The sequence below is a fragment of the Stagnihabitans sp. genome, from assembly GCF_964946895.1.
The window spans coordinates 1-18,408 of sequence record NZ_CBBQHX010000046.1; the positions used below are offsets into that span (position 1 = coordinate 1).

An 18,408-nucleotide genomic window follows, 5' to 3' on the forward strand; every position below is an offset into this window, starting at 1 on the left:
CAATCCCCCGCACCCCCGGGTCCGCAGAGCGTGGTTCAGACCGTAAACGCGGCCACCACGGCTCCGGTGATGCGCTGCAAGACGTCAGGCGCCACCGCGAAGATGTGGTTGGGCGTTCCTGCCGCCGCCCAGACCTCGGCAAAGTCCATCAGGCGCGGGTCCATCCACAAGGGCGAGGGGGACAGATGGCCGATGGGCGAGACGCCGCCGATGGCAAAGCCGGTGATGGCCCGCACCGCCGCCGCATCGGCACGCGCCAGCGCCTCCCCTGCAAGCTCTGAGGCCAAGGCCGCGTCCACCTGATTGCCGCCCGCCGTCAGGAACAGATAAAGTCCGCCGCCGCCCCCCTGAAACAGGATGGACTTGACGATCTGGTCGATCGACACCCCCGCTGCCGCAGCCGCCTCGGCGGCGGTGCGGGTCGATGCCGGGGTTTCAACGATGGGCGCAGCAAGGCCGTGGGCGGCCAGGGCTGCTTTCACGCGGGTCAGGCTTTTGGACATCTGTCACCTCCGGCAGGCGTGATCCCATTCCTGCCCGCACCTTGCAAGCCCCCGACACCCATGGCACGCCGCCGCCCGGGCCCGAAAAGCTGGGCATGGGGCGCGACCGGGGCGGGCCTTCGCCTCCGGCGGGAGTATTTGGCAAGGAGCAATTCAGAGACAGGATGCGGACCGGGCGGAAGGCGCGCCGGATCGGGTTGACCGCGCAGCGGGTTGACCGCGTCGGGGGGGCGGGTCAAGACTGCCCCATGGATCACGCCTTCACCGCCCGCCTCACCCGGTCTCCCTTGGTCTTTGATGCGGCCGTCGCGGCCGATATGGCCGCTGCTTTTGCCGGTCTGGCACCGCCCTTGCGCGACCTGTTGGCCGCCAGCGCCTCTTGCGCGCCTTTTCTGCGCGACCTGATGCGGCGCGAGGGGGCTTGGCTGGCACAAGCCCTGGCACAGGCGCCCGAGGCCGCTTGTGCGGCGGTTCTGGCCGACCTTGACGGCGTGGCACTGGACCGTCTGGGACCTGCCCTGCGGCAGGCCAAGCGGCGGTCAGCCTTGCTGATTGCGCTGGCCGATCTGGGCGGCGTCTGGGACTTGGCACAGGTCACCCACGCGTTGACTGAACTGGCGGACCGCGCGGTGCAGCTCTGCGTCACGACCCTTGTCGCCGACGAGATCCGGCGCGGCAAGTTGCCCGCCGTCGATGCGCTGGACGGGTCGGGGATCGACGGGGCGGGAATGGTCGTGCTGGCGATGGGCAAGATGGGCGCCTTCGAGCTCAACTATTCCTCGGACATCGACCTGATCTGCCTGTTCGACGAGACGCGCTATCCCGGGCAAGAGCAGGAGGCGCGGGCCGCCTTCATCCGCGTCACCCGCAAAATGACCTCGCTGCTGTCGGACCTGACGCCGGAAGGCTATGTCTTCCGCACCGACCTGCGCTTGCGCCCCGATGCCTCGGTCACCCCGGTCTGCCTGTCAATGGCCGCAGCCCATGCCTATTACGAGGCCGAAGGCCGCACATGGGAGCGCGCCGCCTATATCAAAGCCCGTCCCTGCGCCGGTGATATCGCCGCCGGCGAGCGGTTCCTGCGCGGCCTGATCCCCTTCGTCTGGCGCCGGCATCTGGACTATGCCGCCATTCAGGATGCCCATGACATGCGCCTGCGCATCCGCGACCATCGCGGGCTGAATGGCCCGCTGGTGGTAGAGGCGCACAACGTCAAGCTGGGTCTGGGCGGCATCCGCGAGATCGAGTTCTTCACCCAGACGCGGCAACTGATCGCCGGGGGACGCGACCCTGACCTGCGCTCGCGCAAGACCGAGGGCGGGTTGGAGGCTTTGGCGGCCAAGGGCTGGGTGCCACCAGAGGTGACCGCCGAACTGACCCAAGCCTACCGCGACCTGCGCGAGATCGAACATCGCCTGCAGATGGTGCTGGACCAGCAGACCCAGACAATGCCCACGACACTCGAAGCCGTCGCCCGTATCGCGGCGTTCTGCGGCATGGAGGAGGTGGCCTTCCGCACAAGCTTCCTCGACCGTCTGCGCCGTGTCGACCGACTGACCGAGGGGTTCTTCTCGCCCACCACCGCCGAACCTGCGCCGGAGCTTTCGGTGCAGGCCCAAGGCATCGTCGAACGCTGGCCGCATTACCCCGCGTTGCGCTCTGACCGCGCACAGGCGATCTTTGCCCGGCTGAAACCCGGCCTTTTGCGCAAGCTGATGCAGGGCGCGCAGCCCGAGGAGGCCTTGGTGGCGCTGGACGGGTTCCTTGCCGGTCTGCCCTCGGGCGTGCAGATCTTCAGCCTGTTCGAGGCCAATCCGCCTTTGGTCGATCTGATCCTTGACATCGCCGCCACGGCCCCGGCCTTGGCGCGCTATCTGTCGCGCAATGCCTCGGTTCTGGATGGCGTCATCGGCGGGTCGTTCTTTGCGCCCTGGCCGGGGGTGTCGGGGCTGGTGGCCGATCTGGCCAAGCGGCTGGAAGGGGCGGATTACGAGCGGGCCTTGGGGGCCACGCGGCTTTGGATGAAGGAATGGCATTTCCGCGTGGGCGTGCATCACCTGCGCGGGCTGATTGATGCCTTCGAGGCGGGCAAGTCCTATGCCGATCTCGCCGAGGCGGTTATTGCGGGCCTGTGGCCGGTGGTACTGGCCGAATTCTCGCGCCGCCACGGCCCGCCGCCAGGACGCGGGGCCGTGGTGGTGGGCATGGGATCGCTTGGGGCGGCACGGCTCAATGCGGGGTCGGATCTGGATCTGATCGTGATCTATGATCCCTTGGGGCAAGAGACCTCCACCGGGCCGCGGCCCCTTGCCACGCGGCCCTATTTCGCGCGGCTGACACAGGCTTTGGTGACGGCGTTGACGACGCAGACCGCCGAGGGCCGGCTCTACGAGGTCGACATGCGCCTGCGCCCCTCGGGCCGGCAAGGTCCGGTGGCCACGGCGTTGGAGGCGTTCAAATCCTATCAGGAGGACGAGGCCTGGACCTGGGAACACCTTGCCCTGACGCGGGCGCGGGTGCTGGCGGGGGATGGGACCCTTGCCGGAGAGGTCGAGGCCTTCCGCCGCGATCTGATCAAGCGCAAGGGGCAGGGCGCCAAGGTTGCGCAGGACGTCGCCGACATGCGGGCGCGGCTGGCCGAGGCCAAGCCGGGCGAGGGGCTTTGGGAGGCCAAGAACGGGCCGGGCCGTCTGATGGACATCGAACTTTGCGCCCAGATGCTGGCCCTGCAAGCCGGCAGTCCGGCGCGCGGGGTGGAACGGCAACTGGCCGCTGGTCGAAGTGGCGGCAACCTGTCGCAAACGGACGAGACGATCTTGCTGGATGCGGTGAGGCTTTATTGGCGCTTGCAGGCCGGCTCGCGCCTGCTGTCGGACCGGGCGCTGGACCCGGAAGGGCTTGGGGCCGGGGCCAAGGCATTTTTGTTGCGCGAAACCGGGGCCTTGGACGGGCCGGGCCTGACCGAGGCGCTGGCGACAGCGGCGACCGATGCGGCGGCGGTGATCGACGCCGTGATACGAATGAGGGATTGACCATTGGACAGAACCGAAGCCGACCCCAAGGGTCTTGTGCGCGAAAGCTATGCGATCGAGGGGATCACGCTGGCGGAATGCCGCTCGATCTTCATCGACTGGGCCCTGAGCCTGAAGGTCGGCGCCGACACCTCGGCGGCGATAGCGGTACTGCTGGACCAATATGGGGCAGGGCGGCGGGATCATCCGATGACGCAGACCCTGACCGCGGGGCTTGCGGTGCCCGCGACACCCACCCGGCGGGGGGGCAGATTGGGGCGTCAGACCTCCTGACGCCCTACGATTTTTCGTCGAAAAATCGGGACTGCGATCTTTCGACGAAAGATCGGGACTTTTCGCAGAAAAGTCGGTTGTGCGATTTTTCGTCGAAAAATCGCGGCCGCTCAGCGGTCGAGCCGCGCCATGCGTCCGCCGCGCCGCTTGGCCAGGCGCGGCGCCCGCGCTGGCAGGTCATCCATGATGGCTGTGCGCTCGGCAGGGGTCATCCGGCTCCAGCGGCCGATTTCGTCGATCGAGCGGTAGCAGCCGACGCAGAGACGTTCTTCCGGGTGCACCACGCAGATCTTGATGCAGGGCGATTGCACCTCGTCGCGGGCCCAGATTTCGTCGCTCATGCGTCTTCTCCCGGTTCCAGATCGGCAGCACGTTGTCGGGCCAAGGTGTCCAGCCGGTCGAGCGCGCCTTGCAGAATATAGCCGGCGGCGACCTGATCGATCACCTCGGCGCGACGCTTGCGCGACGTATCCGCCTCCAGAAGCGCCCGGGTGGCCGCGACGGTCGACAAACGCTCGTCCCAGAAGGTGATGGGCAGGTCGGTCAGCTTCATCAGGTTGCGGGCAAAGGCTTGCGTCGCCTGCACGCGCGGACCGACAGATCCGTCCATGTTCAGCGGCAGACCAAGGATGATGCCCCTGACCTCGCGAGCCGTCAGCAGGTCCAGCAGGGCCGCGGCATCCACCGTGAACTTGACGCGCCGGATCGTGGTGACCGGGGTGGCCACAAGGCGGCGCAGGTCAGAGATGGCCACGCCAATCGTCTTGTCCCCCAGATCCAGCCCGCAGATCGCCCGGTTGGGCGGCAGAAGGGTGGCGAACTCCAGAATGTCCTGATGGATCATGGCGCAAGGCCCGCCTGAACAGCGGCGGCCTGCAGGGCTGACAATTCCCCCGGATGGCCCGCGAAATCCGCCTTGGCCTTGGCATAGGCGGCCGCGGCGCGGTCGGAGGCCTTGAGAACGCCCAAGGCGTTGATCAGCTTGGTCCAGTCCTCGATGGCGCCACCCTGCGACATCAGGCGGCTTTCCAGACCTGCCACCATGCCTTCGATCATCTTCTGGCGATCCTCGGGCGACATCTGGGCGGCGTTGGACATGTCGCTGGCACTGGGGCCAGGGCCAGAGGTTGCGGCGCCGGGCAGGGTGAAGGCGATGCCCGCCGCATCGGCCACGTCCTGCAGGCGGGCGCGGATCGGGGCAATCCAGGGCGCATCGGCCGGGCCTTCGTCCAGAAGCGGTTTCCACATCGCGAAGGTGCGGTCCGGCCGCCCGACCTGTGCCGCCATCAGGCCAAGATAGAACCGTGCGAGGCTGTCTTTCGGGTCGCGCTTCAAGGCTTCTGCCAGCGTTGCTTCGGCCTCGGGGGTAACCAGACCGCCCGCGGCATAGATCATCAACTCGGCCAGCCCGCTGTAATCCTGCGCCGTCACGGCGCTGCCCTTCAGGCGGATCACCGCTTCATCGGCCTTGCGGGCACCGACATAGTTGCCGATCTTGGCCTCGTTCCCGGCCAGCAGGGTCTGGCCCTGCAGGTCATCGGGACGGCTGGCCACCGCTGCCCGCAGTTTCACGATCAGGTCGAGCGAGGTCTTGTCGATGTCGGCGGGCGGCACATAGGGGCCGGCCTTGGCCTCCAGCGCGTCCTGATGCGGGCGGTTGTCGTATTCGGCCTGCGCCGTGGCCAGCCGTTCGGCGATGGGCAGGTCGGGATAGCCCGGGGCCCCAAGGCTGAAGTACAAGACCCCGGCCGCGGCCAGCGCCACCACGATGACGCCCGCCCCCAGCGCAAAGCTGACAGGGCGCCGCGGCGCGAGCGCGGCACTGCCTTGCGCCACCATGCGATCGGCCTCCAGCATGCGGCGCTGCACCTCGGTGCGCAGACGTCCGGCCTCGTCGGCGGGGATCACGCCGCGCGCCAGATCGCGGTCCACTTCCGACAGTTGGTCGCGGTAGATGGCCAGGTCCTCGACCCCGCCGGGGCCCGCAGCCTTGGCCTGCCGCAGGGCCTGCAACAGAACCACCGCCACCATCACCACCATGGCGCCCGCAGAAATCCAGAATCCGACCATGACCGTCCTCGTGTTGGGTGCGGTCTGATTAGCCGCTTCGTCCGCCCAGCAAAAGTGCAAATGCCCCAGACCCCGCCCCTGCGCGACATCGTGAACCGTCAAAACGCCGCCAAGTGCCGCTGGGGGCTGGACTTCGCCGCCTTTTGTCGCAATTTTCCCCATTGTGCCGCTAAGGGCAGTGGCGTTACGAACCATGCCTGCCATTGAAGGCGCACAGCCTGTGCTGCGAAGGGGCCCCTCATGAAACGCTATTCCGTATTTGCCTTGGCGCGTGAGGCGCTGTCCAACCACATGGGATGGGAGCGCGCCTGGGCGGCGCCGCAGCCCAAGGCAGCCTACGATGTGATCATCGTCGGCGCCGGTGGCCACGGCTTGGCCACGGCCTATTACCTTGGCAAGAACTACGGCATCACCAATGTGGCCATCCTGGAAAAGGGGTGGCTTGGTGGCGGCAACACCGGCCGCAACACCACGATCATCCGGTCGAACTACTTGCAGGATTCTTCTGCCGCGATCTATGAAAAGGCCCGCAGCCTGTATGAGACGCTGAGCCAGGATCTGAACTACAACGCCATGTTCTCTCCGCGGGGCGTGATGATGCTGGCGCAGACCCATCACGAGGTGCGCGGCTATCAGCGCACGGCGCATGCCAATTCCCTGCAGGGTGTAACGACAGAGTTCATCTCGCCGCAGCGCGTGAAAGAACTATGCCCGATCCTGAACATCGACGGGCCGCGCTATCCGGTGCTGGGCGCCCTTTGGCAGGCCCGTGGCGGCACCGGGCGGCATGACGCGGTGGCCTGGGGCTATGCGCGGGCCTGTTCGGCCATGGGCATGGACATCATCCAGAACTGCGAAGTGAAGGGCGTGACCACCGCCAATGGCGTGGTGACCGGGGTGGAAACCACCAAGGGCCGGATCGGCACCAAGAAACTAGGCATCGTGGTCGCCGGTCATTCGGGCCAGGTGGCCGACATGGCGGGCTTCCGTCTGCCGGTCGAGGCAGTGGCGCTGCAGGCGCTTGTCTCTGAGCCGATCAAGCCCTGCATGGATGTGGTCGTGATGGCAAACACCGTGCACGGCTACATGAGCCAATCCGACAAGGGCGAGATGGTGATCGGCGGCGGCACCGACGGGTTCAACAACTTCACCCAGCGCGGGTCGTTCCACCATATCGAGGAAACCCTGCGGGCGCTGATCGAGACGTTCCCGATGATTTCGCGCCTGAAGATGCTGCGCCAATGGGGCGGCATCGTCGACATGACCGGCGACCGCAGCCCGATCATCTCAAAGACGCCCTTGGGCAATTGCTTCATCAACTGCGGCTGGGGTACCGGCGGCTTCAAGGCGATCCCCGGCTCGGGCTGGGCGATGGCGGAACTTATGGCCAAGGGCGAACCCGGCCCGCTGGCGGCCGAATTCGACATGTGGCGGTTCAAAGAGGGGCGGTTCATCGACGAAAGCGTCGCCGCCGGGGTGGCGCATTGACGACACCGCGCGCCGATCTTTGCGGCCAACATCGCGCTTCGCCCTGCCTTGTGCAGCGGGGGTGGCGGCGCGGCCTTGCACCTTGGGCCGGAGGGGAAGGTTGAGCCATGAGCCGCCAGATCTTCCTGACCGCCGGGGGCGCCCGTGATCCACAAGCGCCACAAGACCAGACTGAGCCGTTTTGTGGAGGGCCGCACGGCGGCGTTCTATCACATCTGGTTCAGCGCCATTCTGGCCTTGGGCGCGGTGATGGACTATTATCTGACCGGACTTTGGTTGCCACGCGCCGGGGCAATCGTGGCCGGGGTGGCCGCCTATGTGTATTTCTTCGACCCGCGCACGACGGACGACTGGTGGCAGATCCGGCAAGAGGCCACACGGGCCTTTTTGCAGCGGGCCATCGATCCGCCGCCCAAGGACCCGGATCCGGCCAAGGCGCGGGCGCAATCCATCGCGCACCGCAAGGCGATGGAACAGGTTCGCATCGCGCGCAGCTTCAACCAGATGGCCGAAGCGCGCAAGATCACCTACCGGCAAGCCAAGGAAGCCCATCAGCGCGCGCACGATCTGGCGCTGCGGGCGCAGGCCTACTGGCTGTTCGTCGGCACCCTGATCTGGGCCTTCGGCGACATTCCGGTGGAATTGCTCAAATGCGGACGGGTGCCATGCTGACCGCCGGACATGACCCGATTGCCCCCGGCTGCGTCGGCCTTGGGAACGTCTTGGCGTGGACCGGCGTTCTGGAGGGGAAGATCCCCTTTCAGGAGTGCAAAGCGTGGCTGACGAATTCCGGACGATCGAAACCAAGACCGACAGCGGTGGAACCTCCACCATGGCCTTCATCCTCGGCGGACTTGTCGTCGCCGTCTGGGTCATCGCGTGGCTGGTCTTCGGCGGAGGCATCACTGCCCCCAAGAGCCCTGCCGATGGGGCTGCCAAGACTTCAATCACCATCGACAATGCGGCGCCTGCCGTTGCCGCACCGGCCCCCGCAAAACCTGCGCCTGCTGCCCCTGCTCCGGCAGCGCCAGCACCGTAACCCTGCCGCAGACCTCTGCGCCAGATTGACCTTCCTTCCGGCGGGCGCCGTTGCGTGTCCGCCGTTTTCCTGCGTGGAGATCCCCAATGCTGACGCTTGAATGTCCCTATTGCGGCGTCATGGCCGATGAAACCGAACTCTCGCCGGGCTATGAGGCGCATCTGAAGCGCTTCGGCCCCGGCTCGACCGATGAAGAGTTCGAGGCCTATATGTTCGCCCGCAAGAACCCCAAGGGTGTTCACTTCGAACGCTGGCGGCATGCCTATGGCTGTGGCAAATGGTTCCTGGCCGCGCGCGACACCGCCACGCTGGAGGTGTATGGCACCTATCCCGCGCAATCCTCGGCGCCACCGCAGGCGCTGCAAGACAAGATCAAGGCCAAACGGCCCGACTGGAAGGGCTTCTGACATGAGCACGCGTCTCTCCAAAGGCGGTCGCCTGATCGACCGCGCCTCCGCCGTGGAATTCACCTTCAATGGCAAGCGCCTGCGCGGCTTCAAGGGTGACACACTCGCCGCCTCGCTTTTGGCCAATGACCAGATGCTGATGGGCCGCAGCTTCAAATACCACCGTGCCCGGGGGGCCGTGGCATCGGGCGCCGAAGAGCCGAACGCCTTGGTCAATCTGGGCCGGGGTGCCTTCCTTGAACCCAACCAGCGCGCCACCACGACCGAGACCTTCGAGGGACTGGAAGCTGCCAGCCAGAACCACTGGCCAAGCCTTGAGTTCGACGTGGGCGTCATCAACAATTCGCTGGCGCGGTTCCTGCCGGGCGGCTTCTATTACAAGACCTTCATCCACCCACGCTTTGCCTGGAAGCACATCTTCGAGCCGGTGATCCGCCACTCTGCCGGCCTTGGCAAGGCGCCCAAGGAGATGGACGGCGACCGTTACGAACAGGCCTATGCCTTCTGCGACGTGCTGGTGGCGGGTGGCGGCATCGCCGGGCTGCAGGCGGCTTTGGCCGCGGCCTCGGGTGGTGCGCGCGTCATGGTGCTGGAACAGACGCCGGTCTGGGGCGGACGTGCCCCGGTGGACGGCGATGTGATCGACGGGATGCCGGCGGACGCTTGGGTGAAGACCGCCGTCGAAGCCCTTGAGAAGATGCCGAATGTCACCCTTCGCAGCCGTTGCATGGTGGCCGGCGTCTATGACCACGGCTATATCCTGGCCGAGGACCGCGTCGCCGATCACACCCCCCATGATGGCCGCCCGAAGAAACGCCTGTGGCGGATCAGGGCAACGCGGATCGTCGCGGCGACCGGGGCCCTGGAACGCCCGCTGTCGTTTGCAGGCAATGACATTCCGGGCGTGATGCTGGCCTCGGCAGTGCGCGACTATGTGGTGAACTGGGCCGTGTCGCCCGGCGACCGCACCGTTGTGGTGACCAACAACGACGACGCCTACCGAACGGCCATCGCGCTCAAAGAGGCAGGCCTTGCCGTGCCCTGCATCGTTGATGCCCGCGCTTTCGCCAATGGCCCCTTGCCGACCAAGGCCCGCGCTCTGGGCATCCGGGTGGAAACCGGAAAGGCCATCGCCAAGGTCAAGGGCGGCAAGCGCGTCACCGGTGTCTCGCTGTGCATGCAGGCCGGCGAGGGCGCCAGCCTTGAAGAAATCTCGTGCGACGCGGTGGCCATGTCGGGCGGCTGGTCCCCGGTCGTCCACCTGTGGAGCCATTGCGGCGGCAAGCTGACCTGGGACGCGGCCAATGCCATGTTCCGCCCCGATGCCGCCCGCCCGCCGATCAGCCATGACGGTCTGGCGCTGGTCTATCCGGCGGGTGCCGCCAACGGCCACCTGCGCGCCGCAGATGCGCTGGCCGATGCCGCCGTGCAGGGTGCCGCTGCGGCGGGTGCCGCTCCGGTGACGGCAGCCACGGCGGAAGCCCGCGAGGAAGCGGCGCTGGAACCGGTCTGGGTCATGCCGCAGGGCGCGTCCTACAAGCTGAAATCCAAGATGTGGCTGGATTATCAGAACGATGTGAAAGTGTCCGACGTTCAGCTTGCCGCGCGTGAGGGCTACGAGTCGGTCGAGCACACCAAGCGCTACACCACGCTGGGCATGGCGACCGATCAGGGCAAGCTGTCCAACATCAACGGTCTGGCGGTTCTGGCTGGCGCGCTGAACGCTGACATCCCGAATGTCGGCACCACCACCTTCCGCCCGCCCTACACGCCCGTCACCTTCGGCGCCTTGGCCGGTGAAGCGCGGGGCGAGATCTTCCAGCCGCTGCGCCGCTCCCCCCTCCACGCCTGGCATGAGGCGCACAACGCCTATTTCGAGCCGGTTGGCTTGTGGCGCAGGCCCTATTGCTTCACCCGCGGCGGTGAAAACCATGCCCAAAGCGTCGAGCGGGAAATCCTCAACACCCGCAATGGCGTGGGGCTGCTGGATGCCTCTACGCTTGGCAAGCTGATCGTCAAGGGGCCGGATGCGGGCCGCTTCCTTGACATGCTTTACACCAATGTCATGTCGAACCTTGGCATCGGCAAATGCCGCTATGGGCTGATGTGCAACGAAAATGGCTTCCTGTCGGATGACGGCGTCGTGGTGCGCCTGACCGAGGATTCGTGGCTGTGCCACACCACCACCGGGGGCGCGGACCGCATTCACGCCCATATGGAAGACTGGCTGCAATGCGAATGGTGGGATTGGCAGGTTTACACCGCCAATGTCACCGAAGAATATGCCCAGATCGCCGTCGCAGGCCCGAAATCCCGCGCGCTTCTGGAAAAGCTCGGTGGCATGGATGTCAGCGCCGAGGCTTTGCCCTTCATGACCTTCGCCGAAGGCACGCTTGGCGGGCTTCCGGTGCGGGCCTTCCGCATCAGCTTCTCGGGCGAGTTGTCCTATGAACTCGCGGTTCCGGCGTCTTACGGGCTGGAATTGTGGGAAAAGCTGGTGGCGGCCGGTGCTGAGCTTGGCGTGCAACCCTATGGCACCGAGGCCATGCACATCATGCGGGCCGAGAAGGGCTTCATCATGATCGGGGACGAGACCGACGGCACGGTTGTGCCGCAGGACCTGAACCTTGGCTGGGCGATTTCCAAGAAGAAGGCCGATTACCTTGGCAAACGCGGTCAGGAACGCAGCTTCCTGTCCTCGCCGGACCGCTGGAAACTGGCCGGGTTCGAAACGCTGGACGGCTCGGTCATCGCCGATGGCGCCTATATCATCGCCCCCGGCAGCAATGCCAACGGACAGGGCAACACCCAAGGCCGCGTCACCTCGACCTACTATTCGCCGACGCTCAAGAAGGGCATTGCCATGGGCCTGATCAAGGGCGGCATGGGTCGCTTGGGCGAGGTGGTGGAATTCACCAAGCTCGGCGGCGCCCCGGTGAAAGCCAAGATCGTCGACCCCGTCTTCTATGACAAGGAAGGAGCCAAGCAAAATGGCTAACCCGGTCGCCCCCTGGGGCAACGCCCAGTTTGACGGCTTCGCCAAGGTGCGGGAAATCGGCCCGCTGGGTATGATCACCCTGCGCGCCAAGCGCAACCTGCCCGGTCTGGCAGAGGCGTTCAGCGCCCTTGGCCTGACCCTGCCGGAACCGCGCCGCATCACCACCGCCGGGGCCAAGGCCGCCGGCTGGATGAGCCCGGACGAATATCTGCTGATCCTGCCCTATGCCGAGGTCGGCACGGCGCTGTCCAGCCTTGCGCAAAGCCTGGCCGGTCAGCACCACTTGGCCGCCAATGTCTCGGACGCGCGGGCGATCTTCCGCATCGAAGGCGCCAAGGCCGATCAGGTGCTGAAAAAGATCGCTCCGGTTGATATTGACGCGCTGCAGCCGGGCGAACTTCGCCGCACGCGTGCCGCACAGGTCGCGGCGGCGTTCTGGAAGGACGGCGAGGGCTTTACGCTTGTCTGCTTCCGCTCGGTTGCAGGCTACATGATGGGGCTCTTGAGCCATTCCGCCATGCCGGGCAGCGATTTATTCTGACGCCGCCTGCCTTGGGTTAGTGACGCCGCCCGCTCCTGATCATTTGATCTCTCCACAGCATCGTGGAGAGATCAAATGTCAGTTCTACCGAAAGCGGTTCTTGCCGTTGCCCTGTCCTGTTGCGCACTGCAGGCTGCGGCCAACACGGCACTCGATCCCACACTGATCTATCATTGCCGGACCGTTGCGGCGACGGCGGACAGTCTGTTTACCGACGAATACCAGTTTGCGCAGGACCAGACCGATGGAACCGTCGTGGTCCTCGACCCGTTGATCAGAAGCGTTTTTGGCAAGCCGATCCACGGCAAGATCAAAAGCGAGACGGCGGATGACGTTGTCTATCTGTGGTTGGTCAAACCGGTGGTCTACAAGGACGATCTTGCCGCCGAACTGATCTACACGCTGACCCTGCACAAGGCGACCAACAGCTTTGACCTGACCATGGCACCGCTGCGGACCAAGGAACTCTTCAACACCTCCGGGGCCTGTACCGCCAACCTCAAAGGCTGACCGGCGGTGGGTTGAAAGGCCTTGCGATCTGTCAGGGCGGTTTGGATGGTTCGGCGCACTGCCCGGTCGCGCCAAGTCCGCGAAACGCTTGACATCACGCGGGCGTGATAGTTGTCTGTCTCCAGTTTATTTTGGAGATATCATGAATTTCAATCGACTGGCGTTTCTCGCCGCTGCCGTTTTGATGTCCGCCGTGTCGGCCGAAGCCAAGACAGCCCACAATCCGACGCTGATCTACGATTGCAAGACCGGCGGTACCAAGACAAACTCCCTGTTCACCGACGAATACCAATTCGCCCAGGATCAGACGGCAAACACGGTAATTGTGCTGGACCCGCTGATCCAGGCCATTTTCAAGAAGCCCATCGCCGGCAAGATCAAGCGCGAGAATGCCGAGGTGGTGGTCTATGGCTGGCGGCTGTCGCATGTGGTCAACCTGTCGATTCAGGATGCCACGCTGGACTACACGCTGACAGTGCACAAGGCGACCAACCGCTTTGACATCATCATGCTGCCACTGGGCTATGCCAATACCTTCGAGAACACAGGCGTCTGTACGGCCAAGATCCTGAAGTAGCCCGTCATCGCTTGACGCGCACGCCTTCGACCCACAACCTGACCGAGGTTATGTCGGCATCTGTTCGGGGCGGCTAAAGAGGGGCGGTTGGGATAACCCGGGGCCCAGCAGGGTCCAACGAGATGCGGTCAAGCGGTGCAGAAATCCCCCGTCCACCCTTGACCTTCCCGGGTTGCGGCCTCTTATTACGCCGCAAGTCCCATCGCGCAACGAACAGGAGTCTGCCATGGCTTTCACCCTTCCCGACCTTCCTTACGCTCACGACGCGCTGGCCTCGCTGGGCATGTCGAAGGAAACGCTCGAATTCCACCACGACCTGCACCACAAGGCCTATGTCGACAACGGCAACAAGCTGATTGCCGGGACCGAGTGGGAAACCAAATCGCTTGAGGACATCATCAAGGGCACCTATGCGGCAGGTGCCGTGGCCCAAAGCGGTCTGTTCAACAACGCCTCGCAGCACTGGAACCACAACCAGTTCTGGACCTGGATGGCCCCGGGCGACAACAAGAAGATCCCCGGCGCCCTGGAAAAGGCCCTGGTCGAGGCTTTTGGCTCGGTCGCAACCTTCAAGGAACAGTTTGCCGCCGCTGGCGCCGGCCAGTTCGGTTCGGGCTGGGCTTGGCTGGTCAAGGACGCTTCGGGCGCGCTGAAAATCACCAAGACCGAAAACGGCGTCAACCCGCTGGTGTTCGGCCAAACGGCACTTCTGGGCGTCGATGTGTGGGAACATTCCTACTACATCGACTTCCGCAACAAGCGCCCGGCCTACCTGACCAACTTCCTTGAGAAGCTGGTGAACTGGGAAGCCGTCGCCGCCGCGCTGTAAGCGACCCCGACACGACCGAAGGCCCGTCCCAGCGGCGGGCCTTTTTCATGGACCTTGGGCGTATTGCCCCTCCGACCCGCCGTTTCCGGCCCGAAAGCCCGCCCATGACCGATCCCCAGAAGGGCGTCCTGTCCATCATCGCCGCCTGCTGCATCTGGGGCTTTGCGCCGCTTTATTACCATTCCCTGTCCGAAGTCGCAGCGCCCGAGATGATGGCCCACCGCACCCTGTGGACGGCGGTCTGCTTTGGCCTTGTCACCACCCTGTCCGGTCGCTGGGGCGAGGCGCGGGCGCTGGTCACAGGTGCGGATCGCTGGCGCATTCTGGCGGCGGCGCTTTTGATTGCCTTCAACTGGTTCGTCTTCATCTGGGCCGTGGTCTCGGGCCACGCGGTCGAGGCGTCCTTGGGCTATTACATCTACCCGCTGGTGTCGGCCCTGCTGGGCGTCGTGCTGTTTGGCGAGGCGTTGCGCGGCGCGCAGGCGTTGGCCATCGGGCTGGCCGCCCTGGCCGTTCTGGTGCTGACCTTTGGTCTGGGCGTGGCCCCGGTGGTGGCGCTGGCACTGGCGGTCAGCTTTGCGCTCTATTCGGCGGCCAAGAAGCGGATCCGGGCGGCGGCCATGATCTCGGTTCTGGTCGAGGTGCTGATCATCGGGCCGCCTTTGCTGGCCTGGCTGGTCTGGTTGGGCGTCGAGGGGCGGGGCTGGTTTGGCCGCGACCTGTACCACACGCTGATGCTGCCGCTGGCCGGGCCGCTCAGCGGGGGGCCGTTGATCCTGTTTTCTTACGGCGCGCAACGGGTCAGGCTGGCAACCTCGGGCCTGACGCAATACCTCAACCCGACGCTGCAATTCCTGTCCGCCTGGCTGATCATGGGCGAAGTGGTGACGGTCTGGCATCGGCTGGCGCTGGCCTTGGTCTGGACGGCGATTGCGCTTTACACCTTTGGCCGCAAGCCCGCCTAGATCACCCGCAGGCCCAATTGGCTCAGCAGCTCGGCGGCCTGCGCCCGCGAGACCAGCGCGCCCTTGAACTTGCCCGCATCCAGCAGGCGCAACCCACCCAGATCGGCGCCGCGCAGATCGGCCCCTTCGAACCGGGCGCCCACCAGATGCGCCTCTCGCAGGCTGCAGGCGTCAAACACCGCATCGCGAAAATCGCAGGCCGACAGGTCGGCATGGCTGAAATCCACACTCTGCAGATGCGCCTTGCGAAAGGACAGCCCGCCCAGCCGTGCATCGGCCAGCAGCGTATCCTGCAAGACCAGCCCCACCGTATGGGCCTTGGCAAAATCCGCCCCGGTCAGCTTGCACCCGGTGAAAGAGGCCGAGGTCAGCGTTGCCCCGGCAAAGTTGGCGTTGTTGAAATCGCAGGCCTGAAAGCAGGCATCCGACAGCCGGGCGCCGGGGGCTTGGGCCAAAGCCCCGCGACATTGCAGGAAACGCGCCCCCTCCAGCACGGTTTGCGTCAGGTTGGTCCGGCGCAGGCTGCACCGCTCGAACAGCCAGCCCGACAGGTCGAGGTCAGACAGATCGACGTCTTGCAGGTCGCAGTTGCGCAACAGGGCAGGGCGGCCACGATCTGCCCATGCCGCAAGATCGCGGCGCGCGGGCGTCAGATCGGACAGAACGTCAAAGCCATCCTCCGGACCTTGGGTCATCGGCGCCGCCCGATCAGGGACAGGATGGGCCAACGGCCCATGTCACGCCGACAGGTTTGCGGCAAAGGCCGCGACACCGTCCAGCAAGGTGAAATGCGACCGCAGGCTGGCATCGGCGAAGCCTTCGGCAATCACATGGTCCATCAGCGCCAACAGGGGCTGCCAATAGCCCGCGACGTCAATCAGCCAGATCGGCTTGCCATGCAGCCCGATCTGCGCCCAGGTCAGCACCTCGAAGAACTCATCCAGCGACCCCGCGCCGCCCGGCAAAAGGGCTATGGCATCGGCGTTCATGAACATCACCTTCTTGCGTTCATGCATCGTCTCGGTGATCACGAAGGTCGTAAGGTCGCGCTTGCCAACCTCCATCGCCAGAAGATGCGTGGGGATCACCCCCAGCGTCGCCCCACCCGCGGCTTGCGTCGCCCGCGCCACTTCGCCCATCAGCCCGACATCGCCCGCGCCATAGACCAGCCGCCATCCGGCATGGGCAATCGCAGCCCCGACCTGTTGCGCCGCCTGCCGGTGAACCGGGTTCTTGCCCATCCGCGCGCCGCAAAAGATGCATACAGAACGAGGGGCCGAAGCCTCGGCGGGACCTTGCGGTGACATGTGGGAAAAATCTCTGAAAACGGGTTGCGTTGCGAGAGATAACGGGGATTGTGGCGAAAGGAAAGCAGGGGGCGGCAACAGTCTCCACTCTTCAAGACAGTGATTGCGGGGGACGGAATGGCGGCTTGGAAAGACATGAGCTCGGGCTCGAAAGCGGGTGTGATTGCGGTTGTCGTGATTGTGCTGGGCTTGGGCGGATACGAGGCTGTGAAGGGCAAGGGACCCAAGGGGGACGGCACCACCACTGGCGCCGCGACCACGGCCCCGGCCACGACTGCCACGACCACAACCGCCGATGCACCGGCGACCACGGCCACACCTGCCACCGCGGCGCCAGCGGCCGATGCCACGGCCACCGCAACGACCGCTCCGGCAGCGCAGGCCACCACGACCACGGCCCCTGCAGCGGCTGCCAGCGCAACAACCGCCCCGTCCGCCACCGTTCCGGCGGCGGACGCCACTGCGACACCCCCCCCTGCTGCAACCACGCCAGCGGCAGATGCCACCGCGACAACCGCACCGGCAACCACGGCTCCGGCGGCGGACGCCACCGCGACAACGACCCCTGCGGCAACCGCGCCGGCGGCAGATGCCAGCGCAGCAACACCCACAGCCCCTGCGGCAACCCCGGATGTGCCCAGCTTTGGCGTGCGGATACAGACCGATGGTTCGGCGGTTGTCGACGGCCATGCGGCGCCGGGGGCCAAAATCTCGATCCAACTGGACGGGGCCGAGATTGCCACGGCCACCGCAGGGGAGACCGGCGACTTCGCGGCGCTGTTTGACCTGCCGCCTGCCGGGGCTGGGCGTCTGTTGACCATGGTGGCCACGATGTCGGACGGCACCAAGGTCGATGCGGGCACCTCGATCGCGGTCGCGGCGACGGCGGCACCTGTGGTGACGGCACAGACTGGCACCGCCGATGCCACCGCCAAGACCGACACACCCGCCGCAACCACATCCGACGCCAGCGCGACGGCCCCGACCGCCGCCGCCGCGCAAACCGGGACCACCGCCGTGGCCGTCACCGATCAAGGCGCCAAGGTTCTGCAGACCGGCACCGACCAGCCCGCTGACCTTGCGGCGAATGTGACGCTGGATGTGATCTCGTACCCGACCCCTGACACCGTGCAGTTCGGCGGCAAGGGCAAGGCCGGGGCTTTCGTCCGGCTTTATCTCGACAATGCCCCATTGGGCGATGCGGTGATGGTTGCCGCCGATGGCAGCTGGACCGAGACGCAGACCGGGGTTGCGCCCAAGATCTACACCCTGCGTGTCGATGAACTGGACGCCACCGGCAAAGTGACCTCGCGCTACGAGACCCCGTTCAAGCGCGAAACGCCCGAGGCCTTGGCCGCAGCCACCGCCAGCACCACACCGGCGGCAACCACGGCCGATGCCACCACGGCAGCGGCCAGCACCACCGCCGCGGATGCGACCAGCACGGCCTCCGCGTCAACGGCCCCGGCCAGCACAGCCGCCCCAAGCAGCAGCGATGCTGCCAAACCTGCGACAACCGCCGCTGATTCGACGGCGCCCGCTGCGCCGCCTGCGCCTGTGACGGTGACCGTGCAGCCCGGCTTTACGCTGTGGTTCATCGCCAAAAGCCATCTCGGCAAGGGCGTGCTTTATGTGCAGGTTTACAACGCCAACAAGGACAAGATCAAAAATCCCGATCTGATCTATCCGGGCCAGATCTTTACCGTTCCGCAGAACTAAGACCCGCCGCACCCGCCTGACGCCCGGCCTTCAGCATCAGAATTCCCCATGTCCGGCTTTTCGGCATGGGGATTCCCTTGCGCAGGCTCTTTACATCGCGGCCATCCTCCCCCAAGTCTGCCTTGCCCCGGTGGACGCCCCACCTTTTGG

General features: G+C 65.6%; 19 protein-coding genes. 13 read left to right on the forward strand and 6 right to left on the reverse strand.

Annotated features, from left to right (window positions below; translation table 11 throughout):
- Positions 1 to 35: 35 nt before the first annotated feature.
- Positions 36 to 503, reverse strand: coding sequence for a YbaK/EbsC family protein (locus AC1Y2B_RS20360; RefSeq protein WP_482254960.1), 468 nt, complete (start codon positions 501 to 503; stop codon positions 36 to 38).
- A gap of 248 nt (positions 504 to 751) precedes the next feature.
- Here AC1Y2B_RS20360 and AC1Y2B_RS20365 point away from each other — a divergent pair, with 248 nt between their 5' ends.
- Positions 752 to 3,535, forward strand: coding sequence for a [protein-PII] uridylyltransferase family protein (locus AC1Y2B_RS20365; RefSeq protein WP_482254961.1), 2,784 nt, complete (start codon positions 752 to 754; stop codon positions 3,533 to 3,535).
- A 3-nt stretch (positions 3,536 to 3,538) separates the two neighbouring features.
- Complete coding sequence (locus AC1Y2B_RS20370; protein WP_482254962.1) at positions 3,539 to 3,808, forward strand: hypothetical protein; 270 nt, start codon at positions 3,539 to 3,541, stop codon at positions 3,806 to 3,808.
- Between the two features lie 110 nt (positions 3,809 to 3,918).
- On the opposite strand, the gene AC1Y2B_RS20375 is transcribed toward AC1Y2B_RS20370, so the two are convergent.
- From AC1Y2B_RS20375 to ccmI, 3 genes are read right to left on the reverse strand one after another with little or no spacing between them, the layout of a single operon-like run.
- Positions 3,919 to 4,149: a DUF1289 domain-containing protein gene (locus tag AC1Y2B_RS20375; RefSeq protein ID WP_482254963.1), complete on the reverse strand. Its 231-nt coding sequence runs from the start codon at positions 4,147 to 4,149 to the stop codon at positions 3,919 to 3,921.
- Positions 4,146 to 4,652: a Holliday junction resolvase RuvX gene (ruvX, locus tag AC1Y2B_RS20380; RefSeq protein WP_482254964.1), complete on the reverse strand. Its 507-nt coding sequence runs from the start codon at positions 4,650 to 4,652 to the stop codon at positions 4,146 to 4,148. Before ruvX ends, AC1Y2B_RS20375 begins: the two co-directional genes overlap by 4 nt.
- A complete protein-coding gene (gene ccmI, locus AC1Y2B_RS20385) occupies positions 4,649 to 5,878 on the reverse strand; it encodes a c-type cytochrome biogenesis protein CcmI (protein WP_482254965.1) in 1,230 nt (409 codons plus the stop codon). The genes ruvX and ccmI overlap by 4 nt, the downstream gene beginning before the upstream one ends.
- 240 nt (positions 5,879 to 6,118) lie before the next feature.
- Between ccmI and AC1Y2B_RS20390 the strand changes: the two genes are divergently transcribed.
- From AC1Y2B_RS20390 to rarD, 10 genes are all read left to right on the forward strand, one after another.
- Complete coding sequence (locus AC1Y2B_RS20390) at positions 6,119 to 7,366, forward strand: sarcosine oxidase subunit beta family protein (RefSeq protein WP_482254966.1); 1,248 nt, start codon at positions 6,119 to 6,121, stop codon at positions 7,364 to 7,366.
- Between the two features lie 144 nt (positions 7,367 to 7,510).
- A complete protein-coding gene (locus tag AC1Y2B_RS20395; protein WP_482254967.1) occupies positions 7,511 to 8,038 on the forward strand; it encodes a hypothetical protein in 528 nt (175 codons plus the stop codon).
- A gap of 103 nt (positions 8,039 to 8,141) precedes the next feature.
- Positions 8,142 to 8,405: a hypothetical protein gene (locus AC1Y2B_RS20400; protein WP_482254968.1), complete on the forward strand. Its 264-nt coding sequence runs from the start codon at positions 8,142 to 8,144 to the stop codon at positions 8,403 to 8,405.
- 86 nt (positions 8,406 to 8,491) lie between these two features.
- A complete protein-coding gene (locus AC1Y2B_RS20405) occupies positions 8,492 to 8,812 on the forward strand; it encodes a sarcosine oxidase subunit delta (RefSeq protein WP_482254969.1) in 321 nt (106 codons plus the stop codon).
- 1 nt (position 8,813) lies between these two features.
- Complete coding sequence (locus AC1Y2B_RS20410; protein ID WP_482254970.1) at positions 8,814 to 11,810, forward strand: sarcosine oxidase subunit alpha family protein; 2,997 nt, start codon at positions 8,814 to 8,816, stop codon at positions 11,808 to 11,810.
- Complete coding sequence (locus AC1Y2B_RS20415; RefSeq protein WP_482254971.1) at positions 11,803 to 12,351, forward strand: sarcosine oxidase subunit gamma; 549 nt, start codon at positions 11,803 to 11,805, stop codon at positions 12,349 to 12,351. The genes AC1Y2B_RS20410 and AC1Y2B_RS20415 overlap by 8 nt, the downstream gene beginning before the upstream one ends.
- Before the next feature lie 75 nt (positions 12,352 to 12,426).
- A complete protein-coding gene (locus AC1Y2B_RS20420) occupies positions 12,427 to 12,861 on the forward strand; it encodes a hypothetical protein (protein ID WP_482254972.1) in 435 nt (144 codons plus the stop codon).
- A gap of 142 nt (positions 12,862 to 13,003) precedes the next feature.
- Positions 13,004 to 13,438: a hypothetical protein gene (locus tag AC1Y2B_RS20425; protein WP_482254973.1), complete on the forward strand. Its 435-nt coding sequence runs from the start codon at positions 13,004 to 13,006 to the stop codon at positions 13,436 to 13,438.
- 226 nt (positions 13,439 to 13,664) lie between these two features.
- On the forward strand, positions 13,665 to 14,267 hold the full coding sequence (locus tag AC1Y2B_RS20430; protein ID WP_482254974.1) for a superoxide dismutase: 603 nt from the start codon (positions 13,665 to 13,667) through the stop codon (positions 14,265 to 14,267).
- Positions 14,268 to 14,371: 104 nt separating this feature from the next.
- On the forward strand, positions 14,372 to 15,232 hold the full coding sequence (rarD, locus tag AC1Y2B_RS20435; protein WP_482254975.1) for an EamA family transporter RarD: 861 nt from the start codon (positions 14,372 to 14,374) through the stop codon (positions 15,230 to 15,232).
- On the opposite strand, the gene AC1Y2B_RS20440 is transcribed toward rarD, so the two are convergent.
- On the reverse strand, positions 15,229 to 15,927 hold the full coding sequence (locus tag AC1Y2B_RS20440; RefSeq protein WP_482254976.1) for a pentapeptide repeat-containing protein: 699 nt from the start codon (positions 15,925 to 15,927) through the stop codon (positions 15,229 to 15,231). The two genes, rarD and AC1Y2B_RS20440, sit on opposite strands and share 4 nt — an antisense overlap.
- A 42-nt stretch (positions 15,928 to 15,969) precedes the next feature.
- Positions 15,970 to 16,539 (reverse strand): LOG family protein, encoded by a 570-nt coding sequence (locus AC1Y2B_RS20445; protein WP_482254977.1) that lies wholly within the window; start codon positions 16,537 to 16,539, stop codon positions 15,970 to 15,972.
- A gap of 117 nt (positions 16,540 to 16,656) precedes the next feature.
- On the opposite strand from AC1Y2B_RS20445, the gene AC1Y2B_RS20450 reads away from it, so the two are divergent.
- Positions 16,657 to 18,258, forward strand: coding sequence for a LysM peptidoglycan-binding domain-containing protein (locus tag AC1Y2B_RS20450; protein WP_482254978.1), 1,602 nt, complete (start codon positions 16,657 to 16,659; stop codon positions 18,256 to 18,258).
- Positions 18,259 to 18,408: the final 150 nt, after the last annotated feature.

Coding starts and splice junctions, on each gene's coding strand:
- AC1Y2B_RS20360 (WP_482254960.1), bottom strand. CDS start 503: ATGTCCAAAAGCCTGACCCGCGTGAAAGCAGCCCTGGCCGCCCACGGC.
- AC1Y2B_RS20365 (WP_482254961.1), top strand. CDS start 752: ATGGATCACGCCTTCACCGCCCGCCTCACCCGGTCTCCCTTGGTCTTT.
- AC1Y2B_RS20375 (WP_482254963.1), bottom strand. CDS start 4,149: ATGAGCGACGAAATCTGGGCCCGCGACGAGGTGCAATCGCCCTGCATC.
- ruvX (WP_482254964.1), bottom strand. CDS start 4,652: ATGATCCATCAGGACATTCTGGAGTTCGCCACCCTTCTGCCGCCCAAC.
- ccmI (WP_482254965.1), bottom strand. CDS start 5,878: ATGGTCGGATTCTGGATTTCTGCGGGCGCCATGGTGGTGATGGTGGCG.
- AC1Y2B_RS20390 (WP_482254966.1), top strand. CDS start 6,119: ATGAAACGCTATTCCGTATTTGCCTTGGCGCGTGAGGCGCTGTCCAAC.
- AC1Y2B_RS20405 (WP_482254969.1), top strand. CDS start 8,492: ATGCTGACGCTTGAATGTCCCTATTGCGGCGTCATGGCCGATGAAACC.
- AC1Y2B_RS20410 (WP_482254970.1), top strand. CDS start 8,814: ATGAGCACGCGTCTCTCCAAAGGCGGTCGCCTGATCGACCGCGCCTCC.
- AC1Y2B_RS20415 (WP_482254971.1), top strand. CDS start 11,803: ATGGCTAACCCGGTCGCCCCCTGGGGCAACGCCCAGTTTGACGGCTTC.
- AC1Y2B_RS20420 (WP_482254972.1), top strand. CDS start 12,427: ATGTCAGTTCTACCGAAAGCGGTTCTTGCCGTTGCCCTGTCCTGTTGC.
- AC1Y2B_RS20425 (WP_482254973.1), top strand. CDS start 13,004: ATGAATTTCAATCGACTGGCGTTTCTCGCCGCTGCCGTTTTGATGTCC.
- AC1Y2B_RS20430 (WP_482254974.1), top strand. CDS start 13,665: ATGGCTTTCACCCTTCCCGACCTTCCTTACGCTCACGACGCGCTGGCC.
- rarD (WP_482254975.1), top strand. CDS start 14,372: ATGACCGATCCCCAGAAGGGCGTCCTGTCCATCATCGCCGCCTGCTGC.
- AC1Y2B_RS20440 (WP_482254976.1), bottom strand. CDS start 15,927: ATGACCCAAGGTCCGGAGGATGGCTTTGACGTTCTGTCCGATCTGACG.
- AC1Y2B_RS20445 (WP_482254977.1), bottom strand. CDS start 16,539: ATGTCACCGCAAGGTCCCGCCGAGGCTTCGGCCCCTCGTTCTGTATGC.
- AC1Y2B_RS20450 (WP_482254978.1), top strand. CDS start 16,657: ATGGCGGCTTGGAAAGACATGAGCTCGGGCTCGAAAGCGGGTGTGATT.